This is a genomic window from Deltaproteobacteria bacterium (assembly GCA_016874735.1).
GTDB lineage: Bacteria > Bdellovibrionota_B > Oligoflexia > Oligoflexales > CAIYRB01 > CAIYRB01.
The window spans coordinates 26,159-47,156 of sequence record VGTI01000024.1 but is presented as its reverse complement, the minus strand read 5'-3'; the positions used below and the strand labels follow the sequence as shown (position 1 = coordinate 47,156).

Here is a 20,998-nt window from a genome sequence, read left to right as displayed (position 1 = left end):
GGTGTTACTGGTCACAGAATACTAAATGCGGCATCGCGTCGCAAAGTCCAGATCTCATTTCTTGCGTTTCTCGCCTTAGTTCATTATTTTCTTTTGTGAGCCGCATCAATTCTGCGTTTTTTTGACTTCGCTCAGTTTTAAAAGCTTCGATTAGAACCGGGATGAGGTCGTTGTACTTCACTCGTTTCACGCCGTCATCGCCAGTAGTTACCACTTCGGGGATGACCGATTCCAGTTCCTGGGCAATCACACCTATTTGTTTTTCGCCACCAAATTGAGATTCGTCGATCCATTTGTAACTGACGCCACGTACAGCGAGTATCTTGTCAAGACTGTCTACTAGGGATAAGACCTCCTTTTTGTAGCGAATGTCTGAGAGTGCATTGTAGCTGCCAACACCGGCTATGGATCCATTTACGTGAAATGTATACGCTGGAACGGAAGTGCCAATGCCGACGTTTCCGGCGTTGTAGTAGGCAGCGTTATTGCTCTGCAGCCATTGAGCGGCGGGTCCTTTCGTCATGTTGAAGGCTTTGCCGCTGGTGTAGAGGTTGGTGATACTCACATTGCAGTCAGATGCAGAAATGTTTTCGTAGCTATTAAAGGTACCGTTCGTGTTGAAAACTAGTGACAGGGGTAACGTACCTGGCACTTTCAAGCGGTAATAATAGAGGCCGTTTCCTACATAGGGAACAAATTCTGGGTAGAAAATGTTGGTCCCGTGAGCCGGGTTCGTTACGCTGCACTTAATCGCATCGGGCCATCCACTTACCATTGAATTGTTGGAGCCGCTAGTCGCTGATGTTGCTTGTATTGTGCCGTCAGGAAATACAAAACCTCCGATAGTTGAACTAATGGTGCCAGCAACTTCGAGTTTGCTGGTGGGGTTCGCGGTACCAATCCCCACATTACCACTCACAATAAGCCCGTTTGTAGGAGCAGGACTAACACCGGAGTACCCACCTATCGATACACCACCGACCACATCTAGCGCTGATTCCGGGGACGCGGTGCCTATACCCACACCACCAGAGTTGGCGACAACCATACGCTGAGTGCCGTTTGTGCTAAACGATATATTGTAAGCTGCGTTACCGCTGTTAGCTGTATCAGATGCAAAATTTATATTTGAAGTACTAGTCTGATTAGTGACAGTACCTGAGCCGGGAGCGGTTGTAAGGATCGTACCATCGGGGAACTGAAAGCCGCCAGATCTTGAGCGGACGGTGCCGTTCACATCGAGCATGGTGCCCGGAGCTGTGGTGCCGATTCCAAGATATCCGCCTTGGGTGAGTCTCATCCTCTCCACGGGACTTGAGCCCGTGCTGAAGACGATTGGAGCGGTATTATTACGTGCTGCTATGGCAACTTGATCAGCCCAGATTGCGGCGGAACTGTTTCCGTAGGCAAAACTACCAGTGTGCGCTCCAGTGTTGTTGTAAAGATTGATACCTGACCATCCGGTCGATGCAGTACCTTGAGAAGCTAAAGACCCGTCTGGAGCTGCAACAACGAGGCGGCCCCAAGGGCTGGTGGTGCCGATGCCGACATTGCCGGCAGATGTGACCCTTACCTTTTCTGTCGAGTTCGTTATCAGTCTTAAATCACTGTTCGTCGAAGATCCAATCCACGGTTGGTTTGCACCCGCTCCCATGTAAAGCCCCTGAGTGCCTCCCTGGCCGGTGACAGCAATCGAAGCTGACGTGGGGTTATAGACCTGCAATAGATTAGCCGGGCTTGTCGTCCCGATCCCAACGTTGCCGCTTATCGCATTGATGGTGAGCTTTTGACCACCGCCGGCACTCAGGTGAAGATCCCCTGAATCTGTTCTTATGGTTGAGTTTCCTGCTCCACCGTCCGCGGTACGTGTTGAACTGTTCGTAAACAATGCCAACTTGTTCGCCGCCGTATCGTTGCCGATCACCACGCCCGAGTAGGCGCTCGATCCCGCGCTGAAATTTCTTATAGACGTGACGACTTGTCCGTTAGATGAACCCGATACCTCTAGTTTGGTGGAGGGCACGCTCGTACCTATTCCCGTATTTCCGTTTCCTTGAATCGTAAGCAGGTCAGTGATCGTTGAGCCATCTGCAGTGTCTGAAAGACGGAAGCCACCCAGGCCGAGCCCTCTGTGGTTTACAAAATTGGTGTAGCCTTTACCGGCTCCAGCGACCCAGCGTGTCCAGGCTCCTTGTGCATTGCTGACGATGCCTGTTCCGTAGGGGTCGATGTGAGTGGAACCAATAACATTTAAGAGGGTTGTAGGTGCTGATGTACCTATTGAGCCAATACCAACATTACCGTTGCTATCAATCCTCATCCTCACACTATTCGCGTCCTTGTCCATGATGAAGTAATTGTTTGCCAGCCCAGTACTTGTATCCCCACTTACTCCGACTCCTGCCGCCCATTTTCTAGCACCTGTGCCTTCGTAATTCAAAGTACTAGCAACCGTAGAGCTTGGGTTCGAAATGCGTAACGCCTGAGCATCGACTTCTGCTTGAACAATAGAGCCGCTGCTAAAAACGGACGATGACAGCGTTTTATTTAGCAAAGTCTCCACACTCTCTCTTGTAGCTACAGTGCCAGAAGTTGGGAATACGGCTGAGGATGCGACACCCGTACCACCAGCTGCTGCAGGCAGGACGCCGGTAACAGCAAGGGACTGCGATAGATTCACGGCGCCAAAGCTTGGGACACCACCGGAGGCAGGTACCACTAAGCTCTGAAACGGTGCCCCTGCGGCCGTCGAGTATAGGTTGCCTGGGCCATTCCCTAGAATGACCCCGTTACTGGTGAAGTTTGTTGAGCCGGTGCCTCCATTTATGACGTTGAGTACTCCGTAGCCGATAATTGAGGCGGGAAGCATGGGGATGTCAGAAGGTGACAGGGTTGTGCCAAAAGTGGCACGTCCCTTGGTATCGACAGCAAACTTACTGTAGGTGCCAGCGGAGATGCCTGTACTCGCGAGCACAGGATTGGGATAGCTACCGGTTAAATCTCCTGAAGCCACACCAGTGGGTGACGATCCGGAAATCCATTGTAGATGACCTGAGCCGTCAGTGGTCATTAGTTGTCCCGCTAGCCCCTCGCTTGGCGGGAGCGTCAGCGTTACACTGCCAGAGAGGTTATCAGGCGCTTTCAGCGCCACGGAATTCACGCTGCCTTTGTCGTTGAGGATGAGTCTGTTGGCCGTGCTGTTGTTACCTTGGACAATTAGGTTACCCGTGACGTTGCCAGAAATATTTGCAGTCACATGAGTCGGCTTCCACGACGAGGTCACCCCGTCCCAAGTGAGTACTTGCCCTGGGCTTGGTAATTCCGTAGCGACCTCATTACCGGCGATCTTGTTCACACCAAATGCTGGATTGATCGTCAATTTACCACTCGCATCGAATAAAAGAGCATTTGGGTCGACCGGTACTTTCAATGCTAATGGTGCGGCGTTTAGTTGCTGGCGTGGGTAAGTGACGTTATTAGTTGCGTCCTTAATCTCCACCCAAGTCTCACTGGTGCCGTCCATAAAAGTCGCGGAGCTTACAGCACTGGCAGGGATGCTGATTTGAAAGACGCCGTCATCGAGTAGGGTCGCGTCGAAGGTTAGGGGGCTCCCAAGCAGTGCAGTGCCACCGGACGCAGCGGTGAAAAATTGCACGCGGAGATCCACCGGTCCACTGACGGCAGAACCGTTATTGTCGGTGAGCCGGCCACCGTAGGATAGGTCGCGGGCGCCGGCGATGGACGTTGTTGAGGCCATGCTGGCAGATAGGATTGCCAAGAATCCAAGTCTGATATGTTTAGTGAATTTGCCCATGGCATACCCCTTTACCACCAGACCGTCGTGTCTGGCATGAGGTCATCGGATATGTGCACACAGGGCTTTAGGAGATAATAAATATTACCGGGAGATCAGGTGTTTACCTATACTTATATAGTCTTAAAGTTGACTATGTAAAAAATTTGAGCAATGCAATATGTTTGTATTCACGGCACGATCCACAGACATTTATACGTTGACTGAGATGCAGCTGCATTGAATGTGTTGCACTCTATTGTGTTTGCGCTAGGCGCGCGGCAATAAAGACCATTACCCGCACCAAGGTAAATCGCTGGTGCTGAGCAGAACACAGCCGCACCACCGGGAATGCCCATGCAGTTTGTCGATGTGGCTGACTGCGAGAAAGCTACACTAGTTGTTGTGCATGCACCCATGGAATTGAACGGTACCCCAACCGACCCTAGTTTTATGGTTCCTCCGACGTCTAGGCTTGCTACAGGATTGCTGATGCCGATACCGACGTTGCCACTGGTACCGACGATTGTCATTTTCTCCGAGCTGTTGGCGTTGATTACCATGCGGCCGGATTGTACGCCGAATCCGTAGTAGTTGGTGCTGTCTTCATATATTGCCAATTTGTTGTTCACTACGCTGTTACCAAGCGACAACGTTGCCATGGGCATAGTAGTCCCAATCCCAACATTCCCAGATAAATAGGCACCCCCAGCTACAGTGAGTTTTTGCGGAGCAAAGGTGGTCCCGATGCCAGTGTTGCCACTAGAATCGATTAACAAGCGGACATTGTTTGTGTCCTTGTCCATCACGAAATAACTATTCTGGATCTGCGAGAAGTTATCCATCGCTCCACCTACTCCAACGGCCCATTTCTTTGCGTCACCTCCCCCCTCGTAACTCAAGGCACTAGCCATGGTGGAATCTAGATTCGAAATACGTATTCCAGGAGCATCGATCTTCGTCTGAGTGATCGTACCACCCATAATCAGCGATGATGTGAGAGTCTTGTTTGTTAACGTCTCTTGCGCATCAAGGGTCACAACGGTACCGCTCGTTGGGAATATAGCAACCGACGCTAGTCCCGTGCCACCGGCGCTGGTTGGCAGGACGCCCGATACCGCGGATGCCTGAGACAGAACCACAGGTCCGAATTGTGGGGGCCCACCCCACGGTGGCACGGTAAGGCTCTGATAAGCAGTGCCGGATGGTGTTGAAAAGAGGTTTCCCGTGCCGTTGCCGATAATGACCCCGTTGTTTGTGAAGCTAGACGTACCCGTACCACCCACGGCGACTGGTAACTGCCCGTGGCTAATCACGGACGCGGGTAGTGGAGGTATATCGGATGGAGATAAAGGAAAACCGGCAAAAGCGCGGCCTTTCAAATCTATGGCAATTTTTGTGTAGGTGCCAGATGTAACGCCTGTGCTTGTCAGCAAAGGATTCGGAAAGAAACCCGTCAAATCGCCGCCAGCTGGTCCAGTGGGAGCTGCCCCGTTAACCCAATACAGACTTCCGGATCCGTCTGTCACAAGATTTTGTCCGGGGGTTCCGTCGTACGAGGGCAAAATATAGGATACCGACGAGGTTAGCGTGTCAGGCGCCCTAAGCGATATATGGTGGGTAGTGCCTTTATCATTGAACACGAGTCTATGAGCTGTGGTTCCGTTACCGCGAATGCTAACGTTCCCGTTAGCCGTTATACTTCCGGAAGTTAAAGTTCCGTTCGTTTCGATCGCAGTTGCACCCGTAATCAACGTAGCCCCGCTAATGGTTGCACTAGTGATAATCGGCGACGCTAACGTCTTATTAGTTAACGTTGCAGCACTCACATCGGTAGTGATCATCCCGGTTATTGGATAAATAGCATTGGAAATTATTCCTGTTCCCCCGTGGTTTTTTGGCAGAATACCCGTTACGGCGTTCATTTGCGCCAGGTTGACTGCGCCAAATTGTGGTGTCCCGCCGTTACTCGGCACTACCAGCGATTGGTAGGCTTGACCAGCTGCCGTGCTGAAGAGATTGCCGGCTCCGTTACCCAGGATGACACCGTTGTTGGTGAAGCTACTAGAACCGGTCCCACCGTTATAGACAGCGAATGTCCCAGCGGCGATCTGAGACGCAGGAAGGGGCGGGATATCAGGCACTGCCAGACTATGTCCCCCGTATACTCTACCTTTATTGTCCACACTCACCTTGGCGTAGGTGCCCGATACCACACCGGTCACTGTCAGCATCGGATTCGGGAAACTTCCTGTTAAATCCCCACCAGCATTTCCCGTCGGTGCTACGCCAGACATCCAATGCAGGTTACCCGCGCCGTCAGTTGCCATCACTTGACCCGAGGCGCCAGAGTCCCCTGGTAGGGTCATGACCACACTTGCGGCTAGATCGTCAGGCGCTTTGATCGCTACGGAGTTTGAACTGCCCTTGTCATTCAAGATCAAGCGATTTGCGGTACTGTTGTTCCCCTGGACGACTAGATTTCCGGTAATCGTCCCCGACACACTAGCTGAGACGTTTGCAGGCTTCCAAGATGAACTAACCCCGTCCCACGCAAGCACCTGGCCTGGGCTTGGCGCGGCAGGTGTCACGTCGAATCCAGCTATTTTGCTCGTTCCGAATGCTGGGTTTATAGTCAATTTACCGTTTGTATCGAAGAATAGGGCATTGGTATCAACTGGCACCTTCAATGCAAGTGGCGCGGCATTCAGCTGCTGCCGGGGATAGGTGACATTGTTGGTCGCGTCTTTGACCTCGATCCAAGTCTCACTGGTGCCGTCCATAAAAGTCGCGGAGCTTACAGCGCTTGCTGGGATGTTAATTTGAAAGACCCCGTCATCAAGAAGTGTCGCATCATACGGAAGGGGTGCGCCAAGTAATGCTGTGCCACCAGAGGCAGCAGTATAAAACTGGATACGAAGATCCACAGGTCCACTGAGCGCTGAGCCGTTATTATCAGTTAGGCGGCCACCGTAGGATAGGTCGCGGGCTCCAGCTTTAGACTGCGTCGCTAAGGACGTCGCTGAGACTATGCCTACGATCGTTCCGGCGATCGCTCCGTTTTTTATCCGTAGTACAAACTTGCCCATAGTCCACCTCTCACCGGTCCGGCCTAAACGCCCGTCGGTTGGTCATCGGATTAGTGCACTTTGGGCTTTAGGGATTTAATAAAGCATTCGTCAAAATGAGTGTTTACGATGCATTAAAGCGGACGAGATGTTGGCGTGTCTAAATTTTAGATAGTGCTTTTTTGATTCACGCATCTTCCGCGCTGTGACTAGTCCTTCGTCCTTCAGTCAAAACATGTCAATTCAAGCGGAACGTAAGTCCCGGTAAATATTGTTTCTAAAATGTTTTTTTAGGCGAACCGTTATATTTTGCCTCAGCGCCGCCGATAACTGGGGTGCGAAGTCCTGAGTATGAAGGTGATACACATGAACAAAACTATCAAAATACAAAAAAGCCGATGGCCATCGAGGCCCGACGAGCTTCACTTGGCTCAAGCCGCTCTCGCGGTAGCACTCAGTATCGGCCTTACCGGATGTCTCGAGCTACCAGGCTTTCTGCGTACCGCAAGTGGCAGAGCAAATCGTATCGCCAAAGAATTTGCCGGTGCGAGCGACAGCGATCAGGCAACCATTGCTGGTACGCTTGCAATCACTGAGGACATCATTTCGTCTTTGAAGATTTCACTGAAAGAGCTTGGTCTCACGGAGCAGCAACTGCAAGCGGTCGAAGATTCAGCGCGGCGAGAGGTGCAGGCCAGCGTCGTGGCGATACAAACGGGGTCTATGTCCTTAACTGTGGACATGGTCGGCACACCGATTGAGTATGCAGTACCGGCGGTCATGCGTGGCGCAGTGATTGGTCTCTCTGCGATAGGCACTCAGCCCTCAGCACTTACGCTCAAAAATGACGCGGTGAAAACAGTGGTTGGCACTGGCTTTAAAAACATGCGTGGGCGCGTCAATGCGCTGCCCCCGCAGGCAGTTGAGAACATGGCTATCAACATCGCCGGAGGTGCCGTATCGAAATTAACTGAAGCAGGATACACGCCAGATACCGTCGCCGGAGCTACCAAGGCAGTTACTAGCGGGGGTATTGCCAGCCTTAAAGAGGCTGGCATCCCAGCTTCAGAAATTTCAAACGTCGCCAAGGTGGTCGTATCTGGCTCCGTTGCTCAACTAAGCACAATCAATCTACCACCAGAAAAGGTCGCCGCCGCCGTCGGTGGTGTGACTGAGGGCGCCGTCGCAGCCATTAAAGATACCGGGCTCGATGCCAGCGGTACTGCTCAGCTTGCCGGTAGCTTAACCGCCGCTTCAGTGGTGGCACTGGTTGCCCTGAAAAATGTTGGTGACGAGTCCCTAGTCGCGGCGATGAAGCAGATTTCGACCAGTGCGGTAAGCGCTCTTAAAGAGGCGAAAGTTAATGAGGACACCATGCTCAGCGCCGTCAATTCCATCTCCTCAGCCAGTACGAATGCGGTGCTGGCGGTGACGGAATCGGGGGCAGTGAACCGTGACGTCATGAAGGCGGGTGTCTCCGCAATCACTTCGGGTGCGATTTCTGGACTCAGCACATTGGTGTCAGAGTCGAATACAACGCTTGCCAGCTCTGCAGCCAGCTCCATCGTCGGGGGCTCCATGACGGCCCTCGCCGAAAGCAGCAAATTGGCCGCTAATGAAAAAGTAAACATCGTCGTCGATGTGGTGAGTAAGTCCGTGGCCGAGGTGTCGGCCCTTGGGTCGGCCACCGGTAAAACCAATGTAATTAGCTCTGTCATAGGTAAGACGATGGAGAGTCTAGATGCCCTCGGTGTAGCGAAAACGGCTGAGGACACAGCAACCACACTTAAAGCGGTATCGACAAGCGCGACAGCTGCCCTGGCATCCAGTGGATTCACGGGCCAGCAGCTGGCGACTGTGGTGTCTGAAGCAGTGGTCGGATCCTTGGTCAAGGGTATCGATAGTCTCAAGGTGAGTTCTGGTACCAATCTCGGCGGTCTCGTGAGTAGCGTGATGACAGGTGTAGCCTCTGGAGTTGATACGCTAAAAAGCGAGGGGAAAACCACCGCCAACGAAGCTGTGGCCGCCATCAGCGCTGCTTCGCAGTCAGCGACGGATAAAGTTTCCGATCTGAAGGTGGCAAGCACTTTGTCATCTACAGAAATCGCAAGCATCACGGAAAGCGTGGTTACGGCCACCCCGCCAAGCGTTACTTACGCCGTTGCCGCGGTGAGCTTAACTATTGGCAATACGATGGAGCCACTGGTTCCGACGGTATCGGGTAAATTCACGGATTGCACTGTTAGTCCATCGCTACCAACAGGTCTGGATATTGCGACTAGCTGCCGTATCTCGGGTACACCAAGTGCGGTAACACCGCCGACGATCTACACGATCCGACCGAACAACAGCGGCCTTGCGACGCTGCTCACCATCGGTGTGGCGCCCATCGCCGCGCAGCCAGGCGCTGGCGGTCATGCCTACTACCAGCAGGGCCTAATGCTATCCAACTTCGGCACCGGTGCTCAGGTGAGCAGTGGGTTCCAGGGGTGGGTGCTTGGTGTGTCACCGGCTAAAGTTAACGCTGGGACGTCGACGTTGACCAGTGGGTACTCCGTTAGGAAGTAAACTCCTATTTGGCGCGGTCCAGACAGCAGCACGATCTTTTTGTCCAGATCTTTGGCAATAAAATTTGTTAAATATCGGTTAGTTAGCAAAGTGTGTTGCCTATCATAAAAAAGTCGCGACTAATTTATGATAGGCCAACCGACCCAACTTGACCAGCCTTTTGACGCCTTTCACATTTACCAGGTCAATCTCCCAGCCATAGTCTCAACGGCCACACGCTTTTGCCCAGCTGCAGCCAAATCCATCAACCTCTGATGATTGGTCACCAGGTGTTCCAAAAATTCGTACTGCCTAAACGTATGAGCCATCACATAATAGGCCAGGCGATTAATGCCAAAGTCAAAAAGCGAAAGCTCGTAGCCACGGCGCCATGCGGGACGCGGCAGTGTCGTGCCACTATATTCCTCGAGCTTTGTGCGATGGAGTTCGACAAAAGCCTCAATTTGCTGTGGCGTCGTCTCCTCTGTAGTGACGAAGGCTAGGAACTCAGCCAGGTCTCGCTGCGGTAGATGCAAGGTAGCTAGTTCCCAGTCAAATGCGCATAGCCGGAACTTGCCCTGATCCTCCCGCAGTCCGATATTACGGGGGTTAAAGTCATTGTGTATGAGTGTGCGCGGCATGCGTTCGATTTCGTCCCACCACCGATCAACGTTATTGAGTAGGTCGAGATTGCAGGTTAAACGGTCGCTCGTCATAAGACGCGGAAACTCCACATGACCGTGCTGTAACATCTCTCGGAATAGGGCGCGTCGCTCCGTCATATCGGCTGCCGAGGCCGTGTGGCCTATCCAAGGTGTCTGCATCAATGCAGCCTCGCGTCCCAGCCAAACGCTATGCAGCGCAGCCAGGCCTGATATAGCAGCCTCTATATGCTCCTCGCGCCAAGCATAGGGGCGTGCCACGGTACCCATTAACTGGAGATTTTGCAGGCGCTCCATGATGACCAGATAGGCTTCACGCCTGTCGTCTTGATGGATGCCAAACACTTGCGGCGTATGATCTTTAAAGCGGCTATCGGACTGACCGTAGATAGCAAGCTCCTTCAAGTGACAGAGATGGGACTCACTACGGTACCTGAAATCGTCGTAGATACGTCCCAGTGTGGCGTTGCACATACCAGCCATTTTGCTCGCAATGAGGATTACCTCTTTGTCGGTTGCTTTCGATTTAACAACGACTTCGAGTTTATGCGCGGCGCCAGCGGTGTCGTGACAGGTCAGCTCATAAGGTAGGATGCCGATCAATTTTTTGGCATTACGCGCAGCGAGCTCCGAGATAATTGCATCACCCGTATCGACGGGGTCCCCCGGCCTGACATCTGCGATGATCATGTCCCGATACTGATCTTGATTGTGATTTTGTACCACTTGCTGAATCAAATTGCGGTCGAGGTCTTGAGATGTGAGCCACTTGACCGGTCGATTCCGCCCAAGACGCTCATGCGCCCGGACGAAGGTCCCGCCGACAAGGGCAGACGACGTCGATAGATCGAGTGCTAAACAGTAGCCGGCGATAATTTCGGCAAAGCGGGCGGCTTTGTCGGATCCAAGGCAGTCCATGATTTTCAGGCATTCAGATTGGCTGGGTAATGAGGTCCCACCGCCTACGGTACCAACAATCAGGGTCGGTAGGTGCATCGAAGTGTAAATGCCGTCGTCGGTTCTCTCTACGTAAAAATTTGCCAGAGATGACTCGTGCACGCAGGCGATATCTTGACCCGTCGCCACGAACATGGCGGCGACGGCGTTGGAGACATTGATGTTGGCGCCAATGGCACCAGCTTGAGCCAGCGCAACCATACCGGAATTGAAATAACCAGCCAACGTGTCTGGACTCACTTTCATCACTTTTTCGAGGATATCGCCGGGAATAAACGCTTCAGCGATCACGCGTGTGCCGCGTCCCTCCAGGTAGGATTTGAAGTTGACCTTTTTGTCACCGCTAAGGCCGGAGTCGATGACAAATTTTTCCACCGTAATGTCCGAAAGCTTGCTTGCCTCAGCGAGGGCCCACTGGCACGCGTGCCACGTGGCGGCGGTCGTCATGTTCTGGCCAGCAGCATCGGCTGTGGCGTAGACAAAGCTTGCGTGAATAGACCGACCAGACAGTGTGATGTCGATACTGGTTAGTGCCGCGTGCGTGGACACCTGGGCGACGGCCTCTTGCAAACCCGTAATGTGATCTTTGAGCCACTCGCTGAAGACCACAGCACTACCGAGGGAGTCCATGACAAACATCGGGACGCGCGTCATCCGCTGATTGATGGTTCTGGTTTTGACGCCGCCGGCGAGGCTAAGCAGCAAAGCCCCGCGCGAGGCTGAGGCGACCAAGGCTCCCTCGGAGGTGGCAAAGGGAGCATAGATTTCTCCCCTCGCATGCTGGCCGTTAAATAGTAGAGGGCCAACTAAGCCGATCGGCACCTCTACGCTGCCAATATGATTCTCGATATTACCAACTAATTGGTGTGCGTCCAGAGCTGATTTGCGAATCGTCTCTAAACTAGAGCCTATTTTGTTCTCGATAAAGGAAAGCCTGTTGACGCGGGCGGCCTCAGTATAGATTCCGCGCTCAGGGATACGGTCGTCAGGCCCAAGAGCTAGGGTGTCTGCGCCGCGTCGTCCAAGTTCGGGGTGACGATTTTCGAGCAAGATTTGCCAGAGTATATTTTGACTTGACCTGTCGGGACAGTGGCAGTGCACCCATGTGCCCGTTTCCGTATCGATACCTGTACTCGCACCCTTGCTTTCGCGGGCTTCGCGGCAGGCGATAACGGTGAGTGCCAGCCGGTGCGCGGCATAGTCCGCCTTCCACAAAGTCGCTTGCTGCAACTCGAGTAGCTTGCTCTTTTGCCAGGCGCTGAGTGGCTCGCGGGTGACGAGGCGTAGGCCAGATTCCGCGATATCGACTATAGCTAGCTCCACCCTGACTTCATCATGATGGAATACGACCTTCCAGCCAAGATCTGGGCGCGCTTCGATTCTAGTTTTAGAGCGTCGGTCTTGGGTAGCTCGCATCTTGACTCTCCGTCGCCAATTAAAATTTCAAGACTAAATCGCGCGTGCAAATAACTCATAGTGCCGCGTCCAGTCGCTGGCCCAGGCCAGCCACTTTTCGATGGTATTGGCGCTACCGTCGTCGTGAACAAGGGCCGCAATGCCGCCGCGCAAATTTTGCTCATCTCCGTATTGCAGTGCGTGGTAAAGGAGGGCGCTTGCTGCTGACCATTTGCGGCCTTTAGTCCGGCTCACTAGATCGGGCTGTACCGCGACAGTCTTCACGACGACGTAACCGCGATCGACAAAACCGAACAGAAATCCGACGGGAATGACGGCACCGCTACCGTCCTCTGGCGGAAGGATAAAAGCCGACGGTGACAAGTCCAGTTGACCGGCCCCACTCCTATAAATGCGCTTAAAAAGGCCTAAATCTATGGGTTCAAATAAAAATTGCCGGCTAAAGCTCGGGATAGCAATACCGTGCAGTAGCGCCAATTCATCGTCAAACGAGCGTCCATCTGCGCCAAAGGACCGGAACGTATATCCGTCGCGCAGAGCTCTTTTATGATGTGGTTCCAGGACGCGCATGGCTTGACGAAAAACGCTGCGAAAAACTCGCGTATGGTAGCGTCCCTGCATCGACTTATCACCAAAGATGGTTTCCGGTGCGCCAAATCCCGTCGCTTTAAGTGCTGCCTCCAAATCAGGATCGAAGGGCGGCTCCCACCCGAATGGCGCCTCGATTCCGTCGGCGCCATCCTGAGGGGCGACACCAGAGATGACGCGGTAACGTAGCCAAGTGTTGCAGTCGACAGGAGCAAACACTGCGGTCACGCCTTGCGCTCCCAGCCACCTAAGTGCTGTCTCCAGTAACGCGACATATTTGGCTAGGCGCTCGCTACGCGGTGCTTCGACGTCACAAGCGAGTAATCCTATGTAGCCTCGTGTTGGATCGACGGACGATATGCGGGCCCCGACGCGGCCGATAGGTTGTTCTCCATCACAGGCTAACCAGTATTCCATGGGGTGCCAGCAGGGATCCATGGCCAGCTCAAGGTAGGCTGCATGGTCTTTCAGATATAAATCGCAGCTACTTTGGTCACGGATCGATGTGAAGGCGAAGCGAAAGCGACTAGGATCCATAGCCGCGCTTAGGCTCTCGATATTCATATCGGGTTTACCCACCTTCGTCGATTGCATGTCTTTGCTTGTGAGATTATCATAAACTTTTCCGACATTAGTACGATTATTCGCGGTTGTACCGATTAGCTCCAAGGCCTAGGCAAGGAGATGGCAGTGAACTGTATCGAAGCCATTGCGTCATGGAGCAGGAATCTGCCCGCAAAGCTTGCCCTTTGGGAGCAAAACTCGGGACCGGTAAGCTTTGGTGCACTGGGCACAGGGGCTGCCACCGTGCAGCAAGACTTAATCCAGAAGGGCTTTAAGGCCGGCGACTGTGCTATTCTTGTCGCCCTCCCGAGGCCCCCTCTTTACGCGGCGATGACGGCCGTGATTGGCCTTGGTGGCCGGGTTATGCTGGTCGAACCCTGGCTAGACGCCACCGACGTAGCCGCTATCATTCGGGAACAAAGTCCGGCTTTTTTGCTGGTCGACCGGGTAGGCTGGTGGTGGAGTCGCCGTTTCCGTGCGCTTCGCTCCATCAAGTCAGTAGTTGTCGAAGGGCAGGTTTTGCGGGCTGCGAGCCCCAAGACTTTGGTGGTTGAAGCTTGCGCGCCCGATGATCCTGCGATCGTTGTGTTTAGTTCAGGGTCCACCGGTAAGCCCAAGGGCATTGTGCGCAGTCATAAGTTTTCGACCGACATGGTGCGTCTTCTGACCGAAGATGGACGCCGTGATCCATATCCCGAGCCTGACTTGGCGGTACTACCCGGCATCACCATCTTGCATCTCATGTCGGGTCGCGGCGCTATCATGGTCGGCAACGATTGGCGCCAGCGGACACTCCGCTCCCTTGGCGACAGGATTGGCGCTTATCAGCCACGGACGCTGTCGACTAATCCGGCTTTCCTCCGCGCCCTGCTCACCGCGACCAAGGCGACGACGGGTTTTGATAGCCTCAGGCACATCTACGTTGGTGGTGCCTCGCCAGACCGGAGCCTCGTGCAGGAGGCGCTGGCCCGTTGGCCTATGGCTAAGATGACAAATATTTATGGCGGCAGTGAGGCCGAGCCCATTGCTATGGCCGACATGGTTGATGCGCTCCACTTTGCGCGTGAGCGTGATGAAATTCAAGTTCGCTACATTGGTAGTCCTTTTCAGTTTATCGATCACGCCAGTAGCGATGACGGCCTATGGGTCAGCGGCCCTAATGTTAATGGCTCTTATATTAAGGCATCCGCTGCCGATGCCCGTCACAAGCGCACAGATGCCGCTGGCAAAAGATGGCACTGGACTGCCGATCGCATCGATGTCCAGCCTGAGGGTTGGTATTTTCTGGGACGTACGAACCAGCCCGTCGATGAGTTCGCTCTTGAGCAACGCCTGTACCGCGTACTCGGTCATTCGCGAGCTTTTGTCACGCGCGCGATCAATGGCTCCCTTATTGCCCTCGGTGAGGGGGTGAAGGCGGCGCTACCATCGATCCGCGCTGCCTGTCCAGAAATTGCCGATGGTGCGTCTATCCCCGTTATCTTTGAACGTCGTCATCGCTCCCGCATCAACCGCGCAGCGTCGCTGCGTCCGCACTCTATGGTGCGGCGTTGGCATCAGTTCTTCAAAGAGCGGGCGCCGCTGCCCGTCCTTGCCTTCGTTGCGGCGGGGCCGTCGTTAGGTGCTGCCCTGGCCGCAAGCACAGCTACACCGAGCTATTTAGTAGTGCTACATTTTGCCATCATTTTCCTACTCCTCATCACGGTGAGGCTCATGGATGAGCGCAAAGATCTACTCAAGGATCTAGCCCTAGAGCCCGCCCGCCCTTTGCCTCGCGGCCTCATAACTAAGCTGGAGATGCGCAGTGCCGTCGATGCGCTTTTATTTGCGTTGGTCGCTTTGGGGTTTATCACGGGAGTGACCGGGGGGTTCTACGGGGGACTTGCGGCACTGCTGGCTGTTGGTTATCTGCTCATGATGGAGCGCGAGTTTTATCTCGGTGACGTCCTCAAAAGGTGGCCGCTCGCCAGTGCTCTGTCCCATCAGGCACTTTTGGTCCCCATGTACCTAGTGCCCATAGCCACGGCAGTTGCTGCCGCGCGCTTGCCCTCGCCCGTAGCTGTCGCTTTTATCGTCGCCAACTTCGCCGGCTCCATGGCCTACGAAATCGCACGCAAACTGGATCCTCGCAGTCCCGAGGGCAAAGACACTTATCTCCAGATCTACGGCCGCCGGCGGACCCTGACAATGCTGCTGATCTGTGCTGCGGTCATCATCGCGACGCATGTGATGCTTGGTACTTGGGCCACGATAATCCCGCTTAGCGCCCTATTTTTTGTCTCGCTTGCGGCATGGTTTAAAGCTCCTGCAAAATTTCAAGCTGTCGAAGGTTCTGCTGCGCTGCTCAGCTTGGGGCAGCTTTGGATGTTGTTTTTCGTCTAAACCCAAGCTCCAAGACTTTAGGAGTCTACAGGAGGAGTCAAAACGTGACTGAACGCGAAATTGCCGATTTGCAGCACCCGGACTTAACTGCTACCACCGCGACTGCAGGCGTCACTGCCGTGGACGCGCGTGATTTAGTAGTGACAGACTATACGCAGATCGTTGCATCGCCCGAGCGATTTGGTGGTAAAGCCGTTTCCCTTGCCCGACTGGCATTGCTTGGCTACCGCGTGCCCCGTTTCTTCGTCATTCCTGTCGAGGTACAGGAGGCCTTGGAGCGCGGTGCTATTGATCCTACGCGTCTTCTGGCGTCGGTGCGTCAAGCCTGCGATCAGCGTGGCATGGGGGAAGCGTCTCTCGCCGTGCGTTCCAGTGCTACTTGCGAAGACGGGCGGGAGCAAAGTTTTGCCGGTATGTTTAGTTCCTGTCTCAATGTGCGTGGTGCCAAAGAACTTGGCGCTGCCATAAAAAGTGTGCATGCGTCTGCAAGCTCCGTCGCCGTCGAGGCGTACAGGAGGACGCTCGGTATCACTGAGCGCCCGCGCATGGCTATAGTCATCCAAGAGATGATAGACGCCTCTATTTCGGGGGTCGCATTCAGCTTGGATCCAACCGGCACGGAATCTCATCACGTTCTGGTAGAGGCAGTTTTTGGACTTGGCGAAGGTTTGGTCGGTGGAGACCTGTGTGCCGATCGCGGCTGGGTGGATCGCAGTAACACTAACGTCCAGAAGGTCGTCACCGCAAAAAAAGAAGCAGCACATCGATGCAACGATGGTAGTGGTACCTCCGTCGCCGCGCTGCCCGTCTATCAGCACATGGCGACGGCATTGACGCCAGTGCTTCTAAGTGACGTCAGTCAAACGGCTCTTGATATCGAGCTTGATTTTGCCGCGGCTGCACTCGTTCAAGGCCCATCTCAGGCGATCGACATGGAGTGGTGTTACCATAACCGACAGCTTTACGTCCTCCAGGCACGTCCGGTGACCGCAGTCGCTCCCTTGATGGCGCGGGCACACGGGCCTGAAGCCGCAACTGCCTCGGTGACCGCAGGCATACCTGCCACCGACGGAGCAAAACTTCTCTGGGACAATGCCAACATCGTTGAGAGTTACTCGGGTCTAGTCGCGCCACTAACCTTCACGCACGCACGTCGTGCTTACCGGCGTGTGTACGAGGAATTCGCCCGCGTCATGGGCGTACCTGAATCCATCATCAACGCGGAGCGTGAGTTATTTGGCAATATGCTCGGGCTACTGCGGGGGCATGTGTACTACAATTTGCTCAATTGGTACCGACTGCTCAGTTTGTTTCCTAATGCCGAACGTAGTGCCGGTTTCATGGAAACTATGATGGGCGTTAAGGAAGAGCTAGGCGCTGAGTCGGCGGAAGCTTTTTTTGCTGGCGTGCGGTCTCCCTATAGACCCAGACCTCTCCGTAAGATGTACTTGGCCTCAATCGCAATGCTGCGGTTATTCACTTTAAAGAAGCGCATGACGCAATTTGAGGCACGCGTAAATGCTGCCTGCGACCAGGCGATGGCTACTGACTACATGGCGCTGAGTGTCGGTGCTCAATTGGCTGCGTACGAGGATCTCTCTCAGGAATTTCTCTCCAACTGGCAGGCGCCCATCATCAACGATATGCGATGCATGCTACTTTTTGGGTCGCTCCGCCGCCTGGGTGCTAAATGGTTGGGTGCGTCTTTTGACGTAAATCAAGTGGTGAGGGGACACGGTACTTTGGGCTCTGCTGAGCCTGTAGAGCGTCTGCGAGACGTGGCGCATCGCATTTACAATGGAGATCTGCCAGGTCTCACCTGGCTGAGCCAAGTATCACTGAATCAAGCTATGCACCAGCTACGGACCACGGCAGACCTAGTGCCGCTACGTTTAGAGGTCGAGGCCTACCTTGCCGCATTTGGCTTCCGCTGCCCCGAAGAGTTAAAACTTGAGGCCGATGATCTTTACATAGACCCGACGCCGGTCATGCAGACGCTGCGTGCCTATGTCGATCAGTTGCGGCGCCAAGACGGCAGTCAACGGCCTTCTCCCATGCCAGAGGTACAGAGTCATCATCGTGACCATCAGGATGGTCTGAGTCATCTGCCATTCATGAAACGTCACATTTTGAAGTTCCTCATCACGCATACGGCCAAGGCGATCGCTGATCGCGAGCGCTTGCGCCTTGTCCGCGGCCGTACATTTTCCGTTGCGCGCAGAATCTTCAGAGCGATGGGCGCTAAACTTGCCGCGAATCATCTCATAGCGGAGGTTCATGATGTCTTCTATCTCACAGTGGAGGAGCTCGGCGATGCCGTCCACGGCCGCGGTGCCTCAGCCGACCTAGCCAGCGTGGCCAAGTTGCGCCGGCAGGAATATGTCGGCTACGCCTCGGAGCCCACACCGCCTGAGCGTTTCGTGACGCAAGGGATCCCAGCAGCGACGATGCCGCGCGTAACAGTGGCTTCCGGCGCGGCATTAAACTCCCCCCTGCCTCAGGGGGCGAGTTGGCAAGGTACCCCCTGCTACCCCGGCATGGTCACGGGTAAAGCCCTGGTGGCAAAAACCTTTAAAGACGCTGCAGAAGTCCAGGGTGAGGTGCTCGTCGCGCGCAGTACGGATCCAGGCTGGGTCGTGCTCTTCCCCAGGTGCAGTGCATTGGTGATCGAGCGAGGTAGTCTGCTTTCGCACTCGGCCGTCGTCGCTCGTGAACTCGGCATTCCGACGATCGTCGGTGTTTCGGGTATTACGGATGCCTTGCAAAACGGTGATCAAATCGAGGTCGATGCAGCGCGTGGAACGATTAAATTGTCAGGTCACGGCGTGACCTGAGGCAGCCTTTGAGTATCCAAAGGTCACCGATCAGCATGCCGATATAACCAGAGGCAAAGAGGATACCGAGTACGCGCGGTTGCGCGAAAGATGACGTTAGGTAGGCAAATGAGGCGAGCACGGCCACCACAGTCATCTGGAGCGATCCAAGCCCTCGCTGATTTAACCCGTCGGTGAGACTGCCGCGGCGATGCGCGAATAAATACTGGACGGCACTGTCACCCGCCAGGCCGACTAGCACCGCGGCAAAGAGACAAGTCACGAAGTTGACACTACCAATGACCAGCGGCAGCATCCCGAGGAGCACGCAAGGGCCCCAGATTGACGATACTATGACGACGCCTATACCAGATTTGCCGAGTGCACGTGACAGTGCCATCAGTAAGGCGATGACCAGCACCATGCTCACGGCGAAGCTTTCGATCAGCGTCCTGATAACACTGTCGGAAAATACAGCAAACGATAGTAAGTCTCCCGTTACCGAGCATTTGTCGCCGCTACAAATCGAGTCCAATTGGGCGCGTATGGGTCTTAGCGATCGTATATCGTCGTTGGCGACAAAGATGGTGGCCCGCACTAAAGGCTCTTTGGAGCTAAACCAGCGCTCATACGATTTGGCTAGGGCAAATTCACGGTGGAGTATGTCACGCCTGAGCGGCGAGAGATCCTGCGACGCAAAATCGAGCACGGCGTAGGGGTCCTCTACCTTCACGACGCCAGGGATTTTTTTCACGGTCTCTAGAATTTGGCGCTGATCGGCCGTGCTAGTTGACGTCCTTAGTACCAAGTCGATGGAGCCGCTGAAGCCGAAGTGCTCGCGCAGATCCTGGATGCTGCGGTTAAAGGGGTGTTTGGCGTCCCACAAATTTTCGATCGAATCCTGGACGTCTATTCGCAAAGCACCAAAAAACGAAAGGCCAAATAAAATCATGAGTCCATGGAACAGTGGTCGCGGTAGTTGCACGCGACTCATGCCGCGTAATCCGCGGCTGGTTCGTGTGAGTTGACTCGCGGTGTAGAGGCGCAATTTCGGCCAGATGGCCATGGTTGCCGGTACCAGGAAGAACATCACGGCGAATTCCAGAAGCGAGCCGGCAGCAGCCCAAAATCCAAGGCGCCTCACCGGAGCAAGGTCAGAGAGGCACAAAGACCCAAAGCCGATCACAGTTGAAATGGAAGTGTAAAAGCACGGTAGCAGCTGGCGCCTAAACGGAGTACGCCATCCTTGGTGGGGGTGGGCATCCTGAGCGGCCTGCGATACATAAATGAAATCCTCTGTGGTAGCCAAGGCCACGATAGTGAAAAGGCTATTTGATAGGATGTCCACAGGTGTGCCGCTAAGTCCCATCAGGGCAAACAAGATGGTAGTTGTAAAAACTAGGCTTAGGGCCATGATGATGCCGCCGCGCCACGTCCCAAAGATGAGGCGCACGCTCACGCAAACTATTAGCATCACGAGTAGATTGAGACCTTGATCCTTGATTAAACTCTCAACAAAATACCATTTACAGGCAGCGCTGCCGCCAATACTGGCACGAAGCGGTCCGTCTGGAGTAAACGTTTGCTCAAGGTCCGCCTTGAGTGGAGTCACCAAGGCCGGATCGAAATTGCCGTAAGTTCCGTCTTCGGTTGCGCCGCGCAGGAACAGATCAACAATCACTGCGTCGCCTCTCGGACTAGCAACGATACCAGCGAGTGGTGAGTTGTTCAGTGGCGCTAGCGGCGACGCCGCTGCAACTTGTGAGCCAGGCTCGCAATCAAGAGGTACAAGTTCTGGGTACCTAAGCGTTTGGTCATCTTCTTTGCCGACGCGAAAGCCAAAGGGAGACTGCAACCAGTCAATATTTTGGCTACTGAAGTCGATGCGTCGCGACCATGTGCGTATGGCGCAAAGATCGGCACTGTTCAGTGCGGCGCCGTCGCGCCGCTTAAACAACACGGTGAGCTCATGTTCGCCGGGAAAGGCATCCCTCACCAATGTTTGCAGTGCGGCTTGCGGCGACGCAGCATCGAGCATGTCTGCTATCGATACGAGTACGCGCAACTTACCAGCCCCGGGCAGCAGGAGCAGAAACATCGCTAAGGCCACGGCTAGGACGAGGCGCGGATGCCTCGTCACAAACCTTAACATGTGGGCCAGGACTAGCCCGGGGACCTGAATTAAGATCCTATGTCCGTGCTGTCCCG

At 54.3% G+C, this 20,998-nt stretch carries 8 protein-coding genes; 3 read left to right on the top strand and 5 right to left on the bottom strand.

The window, feature by feature from the left end; all coding sequences use genetic code 11:
* Positions 1-4: 4 nt before the first annotated feature.
* On the bottom strand, positions 5-3,814 hold the full coding sequence (locus tag FJ146_11090) for a tail fiber domain-containing protein (GenBank protein ID MBM4252507.1): 3,810 nt from the start codon (positions 3,812-3,814) through the stop codon (positions 5-7).
* Between the two features lie 170 nt (positions 3,815-3,984).
* A complete protein-coding gene (locus FJ146_11085; protein ID MBM4252506.1) occupies positions 3,985-6,882 on the bottom strand; it encodes a hypothetical protein in 2,898 nt (965 codons plus the stop codon).
* Between the two features lie 345 nt (positions 6,883-7,227).
* On the opposite strand from FJ146_11085, the gene FJ146_11080 reads away from it, so the two are divergent.
* Positions 7,228-9,429, top strand: coding sequence for a hypothetical protein (locus FJ146_11080; protein MBM4252505.1), 2,202 nt, complete (start codon positions 7,228-7,230; stop codon positions 9,427-9,429).
* A 176-nt stretch (positions 9,430-9,605) separates the two neighbouring features.
* Here the strand turns inward: FJ146_11080 and FJ146_11075 are convergent, their stop codons facing one another.
* Together FJ146_11075 and FJ146_11070 are read right to left on the bottom strand one after the other, a co-directional pair.
* Positions 9,606-12,443 (bottom strand): 3-hydroxyacyl-ACP dehydratase, encoded by a 2,838-nt coding sequence (locus FJ146_11075; GenBank protein ID MBM4252504.1) that lies wholly within the window; start codon positions 12,441-12,443, stop codon positions 9,606-9,608.
* A gap of 33 nt (positions 12,444-12,476) precedes the next feature.
* Entirely contained in the window at positions 12,477-13,625 is a 1,149-nt protein-coding gene (locus FJ146_11070) for a GNAT family N-acetyltransferase (GenBank protein ID MBM4252503.1), read from the bottom strand.
* A gap of 90 nt (positions 13,626-13,715) precedes the next feature.
* On the opposite strand from FJ146_11070, the gene FJ146_11065 reads away from it, so the two are divergent.
* Positions 13,716-15,977 carry an AMP-binding protein gene (locus FJ146_11065; GenBank protein MBM4252502.1) on the top strand — a complete coding sequence of 754 codons (2,262 nt, stop codon included), beginning with the start codon at positions 13,716-13,718 and terminating at the stop codon, positions 15,975-15,977.
* Between the two features lie 44 nt (positions 15,978-16,021).
* Positions 16,022-18,811, top strand: a complete 2,790-nt coding sequence (locus FJ146_11060; protein ID MBM4252501.1) for a hypothetical protein — start codon at positions 16,022-16,024, stop codon at positions 18,809-18,811.
* Here the strand turns inward: FJ146_11060 and FJ146_11055 are convergent.
* Positions 18,783-20,942 (bottom strand): hypothetical protein, encoded by a 2,160-nt coding sequence (locus FJ146_11055; GenBank protein ID MBM4252500.1) that lies wholly within the window; start codon positions 20,940-20,942, stop codon positions 18,783-18,785. The genes FJ146_11060 and FJ146_11055 overlap by 29 nt on opposite strands.
* Between the last annotated feature and the right edge of the window lie 56 nt (positions 20,943-20,998).